Annotated in this window: 11 protein-coding genes; 7 read left to right on the top strand and 4 right to left on the bottom strand. The window is 74.4% G+C overall.

All coding sequences use genetic code 11. The annotated features are described in order from the left end of the window. From ACFQ11_RS18835 to ACFQ11_RS18825, 3 genes are all read left to right on the top strand, one after another. Positions 1-376: hypothetical protein (locus ACFQ11_RS18835; RefSeq protein ID WP_378300274.1), on the top strand; the 376-nt coding region annotated here is incomplete at its 5' end. A 373-nt stretch (positions 377-749) separates the two neighbouring features. Next, the gene (locus tag ACFQ11_RS18830; protein ID WP_378300272.1) at positions 750-2,282 is read left to right on the top strand and encodes an NYN domain-containing protein; all 1,533 of its coding nucleotides are present in this window, start codon (positions 750-752) and stop codon (positions 2,280-2,282) included. 79 nt (positions 2,283-2,361) lie between these two features. Continuing rightward, positions 2,362-3,003, top strand: a complete 642-nt coding sequence (locus tag ACFQ11_RS18825; RefSeq protein ID WP_378300270.1) for a tetratricopeptide repeat protein — start codon at positions 2,362-2,364, stop codon at positions 3,001-3,003. A 26-nt stretch (positions 3,004-3,029) separates the two neighbouring features. On the opposite strand, the gene ACFQ11_RS18820 is transcribed toward ACFQ11_RS18825, so the two are convergent. Beyond that, the gene (locus ACFQ11_RS18820) at positions 3,030-4,415 is read right to left on the bottom strand and encodes an MFS transporter (protein ID WP_378300268.1); all 1,386 of its coding nucleotides are present in this window, start codon (positions 4,413-4,415) and stop codon (positions 3,030-3,032) included. Positions 4,416-4,568: 153 nt separating this feature from the next. Here ACFQ11_RS18820 and ACFQ11_RS18815 point away from each other — a divergent pair, with 153 nt between their 5' ends. Continuing rightward, complete coding sequence (locus tag ACFQ11_RS18815) at positions 4,569-5,546, top strand: helix-turn-helix transcriptional regulator (protein ID WP_378300266.1); 978 nt, start codon at positions 4,569-4,571, stop codon at positions 5,544-5,546. A gap of 72 nt (positions 5,547-5,618) precedes the next feature. Here the strand turns inward: ACFQ11_RS18815 and ACFQ11_RS18810 are convergent, their stop codons facing one another. After that, positions 5,619-6,146, bottom strand: coding sequence for a hypothetical protein (locus ACFQ11_RS18810; RefSeq protein WP_378300264.1), 528 nt, complete (start codon positions 6,144-6,146; stop codon positions 5,619-5,621). Between the two features lie 69 nt (positions 6,147-6,215). On the opposite strand from ACFQ11_RS18810, the gene pyrE reads away from it, so the two are divergent. Next, positions 6,216-6,752, top strand: a complete 537-nt coding sequence (gene pyrE, locus ACFQ11_RS18805; protein WP_378300262.1) for an orotate phosphoribosyltransferase — start codon at positions 6,216-6,218, stop codon at positions 6,750-6,752. 30 nt (positions 6,753-6,782) lie between these two features. Here pyrE and ACFQ11_RS18800 read toward each other — a convergent pair whose 3' ends face one another. Then, positions 6,783-7,169 (bottom strand): DUF4115 domain-containing protein, encoded by a 387-nt coding sequence (locus ACFQ11_RS18800; RefSeq protein ID WP_378300260.1) that lies wholly within the window; start codon positions 7,167-7,169, stop codon positions 6,783-6,785. Between the two features lie 614 nt (positions 7,170-7,783). Between ACFQ11_RS18800 and fbaA the strand changes: the two genes are divergently transcribed. Together fbaA and ACFQ11_RS18790 are read left to right on the top strand one after the other, a co-directional pair. Next, positions 7,784-8,806 (top strand): class II fructose-bisphosphate aldolase, encoded by a 1,023-nt coding sequence (gene fbaA / locus ACFQ11_RS18795; RefSeq protein ID WP_378300258.1) that lies wholly within the window; start codon positions 7,784-7,786, stop codon positions 8,804-8,806. Positions 8,807-8,894: 88 nt separating this feature from the next. After that, a complete protein-coding gene (locus tag ACFQ11_RS18790) occupies positions 8,895-9,344 on the top strand; it encodes a winged helix-turn-helix transcriptional regulator (protein WP_378300256.1) in 450 nt (149 codons plus the stop codon). A gap of 39 nt (positions 9,345-9,383) precedes the next feature. On the opposite strand, the gene ACFQ11_RS18785 is transcribed toward ACFQ11_RS18790, so the two are convergent. Beyond that, complete coding sequence (locus tag ACFQ11_RS18785) at positions 9,384-10,898, bottom strand: MFS transporter (RefSeq protein ID WP_378300254.1); 1,515 nt, start codon at positions 10,896-10,898, stop codon at positions 9,384-9,386. Positions 10,899-10,983: the final 85 nt, after the last annotated feature.

The raw sequence follows: 10,983 nt of genomic DNA, 5'->3' as shown, positions 1-10,983 counted from the left end.
GCTGAGGCCGCCCGCGCCCGTCCCGGCCGCCGCCGGCGAACCCGCCCCCGCGCCGGCCGAACCGCCGCCCGGGCGTCCCGCCCCGGCCGAGCCCGAACCGGCGCCCGAGCCCGAACCGGAACCGGAGCCCGCGCCGCCGGTCGTCGAGGTCGATTGCGAGGTCGAGGTGCGCGCGCTCGTCCAGACGCGCGTGGAGGCGGAGGTCGCTCTGGAGGCGGACGTCGCTCTGGAGGAGCCGGTGCGCGCACTCGCGGCCGTCCCGGGCGAAGTCAGGACGGACGTCGTCCGGACGGACGTCCGGGTCGACGTGGAGACGGAGGTCGGCACGGAGGTCGCCGTCGAAACTGACCTGGAGGCCACACCTACCTCACCCTGAGCGCGCCCGGTCGCCATGCGATCGTGAAGGCGAGGTCGCGCGCTGCCCCGCCCGGGGCGTTCACCTGCCCGTTCCCGTAAAGATCGGGTGGAAGCCGGGGGACGGCCCGAAACGGCTGGTAGCGTCCGCCGAAGTCTCCAATTCGTTGTTACCGGAGAGTCGCGGACCGGACGGACGCCGTGAAAGAGTGGCGAATCGCCGTATTGGCCTACGGGGCTGACGGGCTTCACTACCCTATCGAGGGCCCGGGGTCATTACGCCGCCCACGTCCCCGACAGCAGGAAGGGCAGGCGCCGAGGATGGTCACGCTCGCCGGCCTGACCGCGGAGTGGGCACCCCGTGAGCTCCCGTGCCAGAGGAAGGGCGGTGTCGCATGGATCGCTGCGCGCTGTTCGTAGACGCCGGCTATCTGCTGGGCGACGGTGCCATGGCGGTGCACGGCACCCGCCATCGCGACGCCGTGGCCTGGGACTTCAGCGGCCTCCTGCAACTGCTGAACAATCTGTCCAGGGAACGCACCGGGCTGCCGCTGCTCCGCTGCTACTGGTACGAGGCCACCGTCGAGGGCCGCCGCGCCCCCGAGCACGACGCGCTCGCCGACCTGCCCGGCCTCAAGCTCCGGCTCGGGCGCATCCGCCCCGGCCGCCGCGAGGGCGTCGACACCGAGATCCACCGCGACCTCATGACCCTCGCCCGCAACGCCGCCCTCGCCGAGGCGGTGCTGGTCAGCGGCGACGAGGACCTCGCGCAGGTCGTCGCCGACGCGCAGGACCTCGGCGTCCGCGTCACCGTCGTGCACGTCGCCGTCGACGGCAACTGGACGATCTCGCGGGTGCTGCGGCAGGAGTGCGACGACCTCATCGAGATCGGCGCCGGCGACCTGCGCCCCTACGTGAGCCTCCTGACGGGCATGGACGGCGCTAGCTCGTCGGGCTCCTCGTCTTCCACGTCCTCCTCGTCGTCCATGCCGTCGTCCATGCCGTCGTCCGTGTCGTCCCCGTCGTCCTCGTCGTCGTCTTCGTCGGTCGGCTCGTCGCCGTCCGGGTCCGTGCTGCCGGGCCTGCCGATCGGCACGCCGTCCGGGGCGGCCCCGCTGTCGAACGGGCACGGCAACGGCGCGTCCCTCGGGTCGCTGCAGCCGACCGCGCAGAACGGCCCGCCCCCCGCGTCGCCGATCACCGGCACGCCCGCCGCGCCCGCGTCGTCCCCGCTCCCGCCGTCGACCCCCGCGCCCGCCCGGGCGTCCACGGGCCCGTCGGTGCTGCCGTCCCCGTCGCCGCAGACGTCCACGGGGCCGACGCCGTCGCCGGCGTCCGGCGGTCACGGCACCGGCGGGTTCGGGCCGAGCGTCCTCGACACCGGGCCGAACGGCGGATCGTCCGGTTCCGGCGCGCTCGGTTCGAGCACGCTCGGGTCCGGGACGTCCGGTCCCGGCGGGTTCGGCGCGTCGTTCAGCGGCGGCACCGCGCAGCCCGCCGCGCCCGTGCAGACCGGCTCGCACACCGCGCCGCCGTCCCAGCCCGCCGGGCAGCAGTACACGTCGCCGCCGGTCCCCGCGCCGTCGCCGCCGTCCGCGCCGCAGTCGCTCCCCGCGAACCGTGCGCCCGGCCCCTACACCGGGCCGCAGCAGCTCTCCCCGGTGCCCGCCCAGCAGAACGCGCCGTCGCTGGCGGACGCCGTCAAGTCCGCGCACCAGGAGGGGCAGGACTTCGGGGAGTCCGTCGCCCGGGACGCGCCCGCGCTGTGGCTGGAGGCGGTCCTCGCCCGCAAGCCCCGGATGCCCTCCGACCTGGAGGCGCGCCTGCTGCAGGGCTCCTCGCTCCCGATCGACTTCCTGCTGCACGACGAGGTCCGGCACGCGCTGCGCCGCGGGTTCTGGGACGCCCTCGAACGTTCCCGCAGGTGAGCTGACGGGTACGCGCCGGTATTCACCGACATCCCAGATTCGCCCGCTTCGGCGGGGCGCCGCCGGGTAGCGTTGAAGCGTGACGCATGTGACGGAAGACGACCTCGACGACCTGGAGTTCGACACCCTTCGCACGGGCGATCACATCGCGGCGGCCCGGCGACTGGCCGAGCTGGCCGAGACGGTGTCCGGCGGTGTGTCCCGCGCGAACGTCCTGCTGCGCGCGGGCGAGCAGTGGCAGCACGCCGGCGACCACGGGAAGGCCGCCGAGTTCTACCGCCGCGCCCTGGAGGACGGCGGCGAGACCTACGGCGACCCCCGCGCCTACCTCGCCGACGCGCTGTTCGAGCTCGGCCGCGCCGACGAGGCCCGCACCCTCGTCGACCAGATCCGCGCCGACCGTCCCCGCGACCCCGAGGTGTACCGGGCGGTCGCCGAGGTCCTGTACGCGCAGGGCGACGCGTCCGGCGCGCACGACTGGGCCACCAACGGCGCCGACGTCGTCCTCGCGCTGCGCGACAACGCCGTCGGCACCGGTGTCGGCGGCCCCGGCGACGCGGTCCCGGCGGCCGAGTCCCTGACCCCCGGCCCCGACGACGTCGCGATCGCCGAGGACAGCCTCGAGGCCCTTCTCCGCCTCCGCTACCGCGCCCGCGTCGACCTGGGGCGCGGCGAGGACGACTACGACGCCCTCCTGGACGACCTCCTGAAGAACGCCTGACCCCGCCGCGCCCCGGGCACCGGCGTTCAGCCGGTGTGGTCGGCCGCGGCTCTCGGGAGCGCGCGCATCACGAGCGCCGCGACCGTGTATAGGGCGGCGGAGACGAGCAGGACGATGCCGAGCGCGCGGCCGTAGTCGGCCAGGGCGGGCGCGCCGGCGGCCGATTCGGTGACCGCGGTGAAGAAGACCGTGCCGAGGGCGGCGATGCCGATGGCGCCGCCGATCTGGTTCACGGTGGAGAGCACGCCGCCCGCGGAGCCCGCGTTGCGTCCGGGGACGCCCGCGAGGACCACGTTGACGAGGATGGGCGCCGCGAGCCCCAGCCCGAGACCGCCGATGAACAAGGCGGCGGCGAGGAGGAGGTAGCCGGGCTCGTCGCCGTCGTTGACGACCGCCCACAGGACGAGCTGGGACGCCGCGATGGTGAGCGAGCCGGTGACCAGCAGAACCCTGCCGGCCCTGGCGGCCAGGGCGACGCCGAGGCCGGAGGTGACGACCGAGCCGAGGGCGTACGGCAGGATCACCAGGCCGGTCTCCCACGCGGTCCGGCCGGTGCCGTTCTGGAGGTAGACCGACAGGGTGAGGAAGAACGGCGCGATGCCGCCGAAGAACGGCACGGACGCGCCCAGGCCGACCGCGAAGGCGCGGATCCTCAGCAGCGCCGGGTCGAACATGGGCTCGTCCCCGAGCCCGGCGGCGCGGCGCTCGTAGGCGAGGAACAGCGCGAGCACGACGATCCCGGCGGCGAGGAGGACGTTGCTCGCCCAGGTCCATCCCCATGTCTCGGTCTGGATGATCGGGAGCAGCAGGAGCAGGACGCCCGCGGCCGCGAGCAGCGCGCCCGGCAGGTCCGGGCGCGCGGTCGAGGACGAGCGGGACTCCGGCAGGACCTTCGCGCCGATGGCGAGCGCCAGGATCGAGACGGGGACGTTGACCCAGAAGACGGTGCGCCATCCCAGGCCGAACGGGTCGGCGTCGATGAGCAGCCCGCCCAGCAGCGGCCCGGCGACCGAGGCGAGGCCCTGGACGGCCCCGTAGGCGCCGAACGCCCTGGCGCGCTCCGCCGGGGCGAACGACGCCCGGATGATCCCGAACACCTGCGGGACCATGACGCCCGCCGTCAGCCCCTGCGCGGCGCGCATGGCGATGAGCATCCCCGGGCCGGCGGCGAGCGCGCACAGCGCGGACGTGACCGTGAACCCGGCCAGCCCGGTCATGAACAGGCGCTTGCGGCCGTACTGGTCGCCGAGCCGCCCGCCGGTGATCAGTCCCGCGCCCAGCGCGAGGACGTAGGCGGCGATCGTCCACTGGATCTGGGCGTCGCCGGCGCCCAGGTCCCGGGCGATCGCCGGGGCCGCGACGGTGACGATCGTCGCGTCGAGGAGGTCCATGAAGGAGCCGAAGAGCACCACCAGCAGCGCCGCGGTCGCGCCCGCGCCGGTGATCGGCGCCGAGGGGCCCCGGACGCCGTGGAGCCCGCTGGGGAGTCGTGTGACGTGGTCATGCCGGCCACGGTGGCAAGTATTGTTGCCATCGAGTGACCGCTTGGTGCGAGGGGACGAGCCATGGCCGACACCTCGGCGCGGACGCTCAAGCTGCTGTCGATCTTCGGAACCGGTGCGGCCCTGACGGCGGCGGAGCTCGCCGCGCGCCTCGGGGTGTCGCCGCGGACCGTGCGCCGTGACATCGACACGCTCCGCGACCTCGGGTACGACATCGAGGCCGTGCGCGGCGCGGGCGGCGGCTACCGGCTCGGCCCGGCCACCCGCCTGCCGCCGGTCGTCTTCGACGAGGACCAGGCCGTGGCCGCGGCCGTCGCGCTCCAGACCGTCCCGGCGGTCCTGTCCGGCGTCCGCGAGAACGCGTCCCGCGCCCTCGCCACGCTGCACCGGGCGATGCCCGCGCGCAGCCGCCTCCACGCCGAGGCGTTCACCGTCTCCGCGGCCCGGAACTACTGGGAGTTCCCCGCACCGCCCATCGACGCCGAGATCGTCCGCGCCATCGGAACCGCCATCGGCCGGCGCCACCTCGTGCGGGCGGAGTACACCGGTGACGGCGAGCCCGTCACGCTCACCCTGGAACCGCACGACCTCGTGGTGTGGGCGGCGCGCTGGTACCTGGTCGCCTACGCCCGGGAAGCCGCCGGATGGCGCGCGATGCGCGTCGACCGGATCACGCCGCGCGCCCCCACGCACACCCCGTTCGAGCGCCGCGACGTCCCCTGCGGCGATCCCGTGGCCTTCGTGATGACCACGCACGACCGCGGAGACGTCGCCGCCGAATGGCCGTGCCGCGGATCGGCGGTCCTCGCCCTGCCCGCGTCCGTCGTCGCCCGGTTCGCGCCCGGCGGGTCGACGGTCGAGTACCGCACCCACGGCAGTTGCCGGCTCACTCTCGGCGCATGGTCCTGGCCGGGGCTCGCGGGACTTCTGCTCACCTTCGACGCCGACATCACGGACATCGAACCGGCAGAACTCAGGGGAGCCCTGCGTTCCCTCCGCACCCGGATCGGCGAGGGGCTCCGGGCCGGTCCCGGCGGCTGAGCGTCCGCACCCGGGGACGGGCCGTCCTGCTCCTCACGGTCGCGCCCGGCCGTCCGTCCCGGAGGAACGGCGCTAGAGGGTGGTGAGGAGTTCGCTCAGGGACTGCGCCACGGCGGCCGGGGGTTCGTGCTCGGCGACGGCCCAGCCGCGCAGGCGGGCCTCTCGGACGGCCTGGGCGTGCCCCGGGGACGCGGAGCGGTCCGCGTGGGTGCGGAGGTACGCGCAGGGCGCGTCCGGCCAGTCCGGCGGGGACGGGACGTGCTCGTGCCCGTCGTCGTGGTCGTGCGCGTGGGCGGGGCGGGGCAGGTCGGCGTCGACGAACAGGTAGCCGCCGACGGCGCGGTGGGCGGCGCGCTGCGCGAGCGCGACCGCGGGCAGCAGCGGGCCCGCGGCGCCGTGCGCGGCGAGGACGAGCGGGGTCGCGGGGGCGGTCGCCGCGATGATGAGCGACGCGCGGGCGACGTAGCGGGGGCCGGCGCCCTCCGCGACGTCCGGGGCGATGACGTCGAGCCCGTAGGAGCGGAGCGTCTCGGGAAGGTCGCCCCAGGCGGCGGAGCCGGTGTTCGGCGCGTGCAGGAGCACGAGGGATCCGGGTGTCATGTCGTCCTCCTCCCCGGCACCGTACATGGCGGGCGCGGCGCGCGCGGGCGGGGTGAATAGGGTTTCCCCGTGAGCGATCGTGATGAGCTGCTGGAACAGATCAAGGCCAAGGCGGTGGTGCACGGGGACTTCGTGCTGTCGTCGGGCAAGCGCGCGTCCTGGTACGTGGACCTGCGCCGGGTGACGCTGGACGGGGCGACGGCGCCGCTCGTCGGGTCGGTGATGCTCGACGCGACGGACGACCTGGAGTACGAGGCGGTCGGCGGGCTGACGCTCGGCGCCGACCCGGTGGCGACCGCGATGCTGCACGCGGCGGCGGCCCGGGGACGGACGCTGGACGCGTTCGTCGTGCGGAAGGCGGGCAAGGCGCACGGGCTGCAGCGCCGTATCGAGGGCCCGGACGTGGCGGGCCGGCGCGTGCTGGCCGTCGAGGACACCTCGACGACGGGCGGTTCGGTGCTGACCGCGGTGGAGGCGCTGCGGGAGGCGGGCGCGCACGTCGTGGCCGTCGCGACGATTCTGGAGCGGGGGGCCGCGGCGCGGATCGCCGCGGAGGGGCTGGAGTACCGGCACCCCTTCGAGGTGGCCGATCTGGGGCTGGGCTGACGCGGGGAGCCGGGCTGACGCGCAGAACGGTCAGGACCGTTCCGGCACGGACCACTCGGTGCGCTGGGCCTGCGCCGGATCCTGCGGTTCGCCGTGGATGGCGACCTCCAGCGAGGCCCCGTTGTCGGCGACGACCGACAGCGGCGTCTCCTCGTAGCGGTAGGTCTCGCCGGTGCTCATCGTCCCGGTGAAGAGGATCTCGCCGTCCGGGATCCGGACGACGACCTTGGTGGGGGCGCCGACCACGCGGATGAGGAGGGCGGGCGCCTGCGAGGAGGAGCCCGCGGATGCGGAGGGGGACCCTCCGCCGCCGTCCGAGGAGGCGGTGGCCGAGGGCCCCTTGGAATCGGGGTCGCCCGAGACCGCGTTCACCAGAGCCATGCCGCCGACGACGAGCAGAGCCAAGACGGCGGCCACGGCCAAAGCCGCGATCAATATGCGTGCGAGACCCCTGGGGTCCGACCGATGACGTCCCACATGGGGAGGTTAGCGATAACTGTCACCGCTGAGCGACGGACGTGACTCTTCAGGGACATTCTTCTTCGGTCCGCTGTCCGTTTTGTTCCCTCGCCTCCGGATCTCGTGCCCGCCGGGGACGATCGGACCGGACGCGCCGAGCCGCCGGCCGTCCGCGCCGCCGCGCCCCCGCCGCCGGCACCGGGCGCCCGTGTGCCGCCCGTGTGCCGCCCGTGTGCCGTCCGTGTGCCGTCCGTGTGCCGTCCGGGGAGCGTCCGTGTGCCGCCCGTGGGGCGTCCGTGGGCGGCGGCGCCGGGCGTCCGGGGACGTTTCGGACGGCCGGAAGCGCGCCGCGATCGGGCGCCGCGCGGCGCGCGTCCCCGCTGGTTCCGGACGCGAAATCCGGGATACTGGCACCACGCGGCGCCCCCTGGTGAGCTGGGCGAGCGTCGCGACCGCGATACTGACCGTGGACGGCATGCCCGACCCGGCGTCCCCGCCCGTCCGGCGGGTGCCCGGGTGCTGCCGCCCGGCCGGATGCCCGGCGGCACCGCTGCGTATGAAAGGACGCTGAAATGCCCATCGCAACGCCCGAGACCTACGCGGAGATGCTCGACCGTGCGAAGCGGGACGGCTTCGCCTTCCCCGCCATCAACGTCACCTCGAGCCAGACGCTGAACGCGGCGCTGCGCGGCTTCGCCGAGGCCGAGAGCGACGGGATCGTCCAGGTCTCGACGGGCGGCGCGGAGTACCTGTCCGGTCCGACGGTGAAGGACATGGTGACGGGCGCGACCGCGCTCGCCGAGTACGCCAAGGTCGTCGCCGCCAAGTACCCGGTGAACATCGCGCTGCACACCGACCACTGCCCGAAGGACAAGCTGGACGGCTTCATGCGGCCGCTCGTCAAGATCTCGCAGGAGCGGGTGGCGCGCGGCGAGGAGCCGCTGTTCCAGTCGCACATGTGGGACGGGTCCGCGGTCGAGCTGCACGAGAACCTGCGGATCGCCGAGGAGCTCCTCGAGGAGTGCGCCAAGGCCCGCATCATCATGGAGATGGAGATCGGCGTCGTCGGCGGCGAGGAGGACGGCGTCGCCAACGAGATCAACGAGAAGCTGTACACGACCCCGGGCGACGCGCTCGCCACCGCCGAGGCCGTCGGCGTCGGCGAGAAGGGCCGCTACATCCTCGCGGCGACGTTCGGCAACGTGCACGGCGTGTACAAGCCGGGCTCGGTCAAGCTGCGCCCGGAGGTCCTCAAGGAGATCCAGGACGCGGTCGGCGCCAAGCACGGCAAGGACAAGCCGTTCGACCTGGTGTTCCACGGCGGGTCGGGCTCCACGCTCGAGGAGATCCGCGAGGCCGTCTCCTACGGCGTCATCAAGATGAACATCGACACCGACACCCAGTACGCGTTCACCCGCCCGGTCGCCGACCACATGCTCCGCAACTACGACGGCGTCCTGAAGGTGGACGGCGAGGTCGGCAACAAGAAGCAGTACGACCCGCGCTCGTGGGGCAAGGCCGCCGAGGCGAACATGGCCGCCCGCATCGTCGAGGCGTGCGAGAGCCTCCAGTCGGCCGGCAAGAAGCTGAAGTAACCGGCGTCTCCGCCGCCGCCGGGCCCGGGACGGAACGAGCCGTCCCGGGCCCGGCGTATCACCACAATGCTCCGCTACTCTCGACAGTGTGGCCCTGCCCCGCACCTACGATTCGCAGAACTGCTCGATCGCCCGCTCGCTGGAGGTCGTCGGCGACCGCTGGACGCTGCTGATCATCCGTAGCGCGTTCGAGGGGATCCGCCGCTTCGACGACTTCCAGGACGTGCTCGGCGTCGCCCGCAACATCCTCACCGACCGCCTCACCCGGCTGTGCGACGAGGGCATCATGCGCCGCGTCCCCTACCAGGAGCGGCCGGAACGGTACGAGTACCGGCTCACCCGCAAGGGCGTCGAGCTGTGGCCCGCGATGATGACGCTGCTGCTGTGGGGCGACCGCCACTACGCCCCGGACGGCGCCCCGGTGATCGTCGGGCATCGCGGCTGCGCCGGGACGCTCACGCTCGGCTTCACCTGCGACGCGTGCGGCGCCCACCTCGGCCCGACCGACGTCGAACCCCGCCGCGGCCCCGGCGCCTGACGCCCGTCCGCCCCGGGCGCGCTCCCGTCCGCCGTGCGGCTAGTGATCGCCGGCGCCGATCGGGGGGAGGTGCCGCAGCGCGGTCGCCGCGAGGACGGCCAGCCCGGCGAGCATGGCGGCCGCGACGACGGTGACGACGCCGAACCCGCCGAGGAACGCGTCCCGGGCGGCCGACAGCAGCGCGGCGGCGGGCTCGGGCGGGAGCCCCTCGGCGGCGGCGACGGCGCCCTCCAGCGACTCCCCGGCGGCCTCCGGGGCGCCCGGCGGCAGGGCGACCAGCGCGGTGTAGGCGGCGCCGCCGATGCTGCCGAGGGAGGCGATGCCGAACGCGATGCCGAACTCCCCGGACGTCTCGGCCACCGCGGACGCCGCGCCGGCGCGCTCGTCCGGCGCCGCGCCGACGACCAGCGCGATGCCGAGGGCGGCGACGGGGGACAGCCCGAGGAACCCGATCGTGAGCCCGGCCATCAACGGCCCGATGCCGTCCCCGAAGCCGGCCACGAGGAACCCGCCCGCCGCCGGGACCATCCCGCCCGCGATCAGCGTCCCCGGACGGACGCGCCGCGCGGTGAGCGGCGCCAGCAGCGAGCCCGCGACCATCGCGAGCGCCGGGAGCGTCAGCCACAGCCCGGAGTCCAGCGGCGACAGCCCCTCGCCCGTCTGCAGGAAGCGGCTGGCGAACAGGTACAGGCCGCCCGACAGGACGTTCGTCGCCAGCAGGACGCCGAGGGCGACCGAGAACGTCCGGGACCGCAGCAGCCGCAGGTCGAGCAGCGGGTCGGCCAGGGCGCGCTGCCGCCGGACGAACAGGTACCCGAACGCGGTCCCGGCGGCGAGCACGGCGTACGGGGCGGGTCGCGCCGGGTCCTCGGCGAACTCCTTCAGCCCGTACACGACCGGGAACGCGGCGGCCAGCGACAACGCGACGCTCGCGAGGTCGATGCGGCCGCCTCCCGGGGCGCGCGACTCGGGCAGCAGCGGCGCGGCGGCGAGCAGCAGCATCATGACCGGGACGCCGATCAGGAACACCGACCCCCACCAGAAGTGCTCCAGCAGCGCGCCGCCGACCACCGGGCCGAGCGCCGCGCCGCCCATGAAGCAGCCGGTGAACACGCCGATCGCGAGCGTGCGCTGCCGCTCGTCCCGGAACATCGTGCTGACCAGCGCGAGCGAGGACGGCATCAGCGTCGCGCCGCTGAGGCCCAGCAGGATCCGGGCGGCGATCAGCATCTCGGCACTGCTCGCGTACGCGGCGAGGGCCGAGGCCGCGCCGAACGCGACCGCGCCGTACAGCAGGAGCCTGCGCCGGCCGATGCGGTCGCCGAGCGCCCCCATCGGCACCAGGAAGCCCGCGATCATGAAGCCGTAGACGTCCATGATCCAGAGGAGCTGGACGGGCCCGGGGTCCAGGTCGGCGGCGAGGTGCGGCATCGCCAGGAACAGCACGGTGTTGTCGACGGACAGCAGGAGGGTGGGCAGCGCCAGCACGGCCAGTCCGAGCCATGCGCGCGTCCCGGCCCGGGCGGGCCGTTCGGGCGCGGCGGTTCCGGTCATGATCTTTCTCCGTCTCGGTTGCAAGGTGATGCGCACAGCCTGCGTCCCGGGTGTTCTGGCGGGGTTCGGACGGGATTCGGGTCCG

Origin of the sequence: Actinomadura sediminis (assembly GCF_042675525.1) — a bacterium.
In the GTDB taxonomy this organism is placed as follows: domain Bacteria; phylum Actinomycetota; class Actinomycetes; order Streptosporangiales; family Streptosporangiaceae; genus Spirillospora; species Spirillospora sediminis.
The sequence above is the reverse complement of the archived record's forward strand: the minus strand, read 5'-3'. Positions and strand labels throughout refer to the sequence as shown.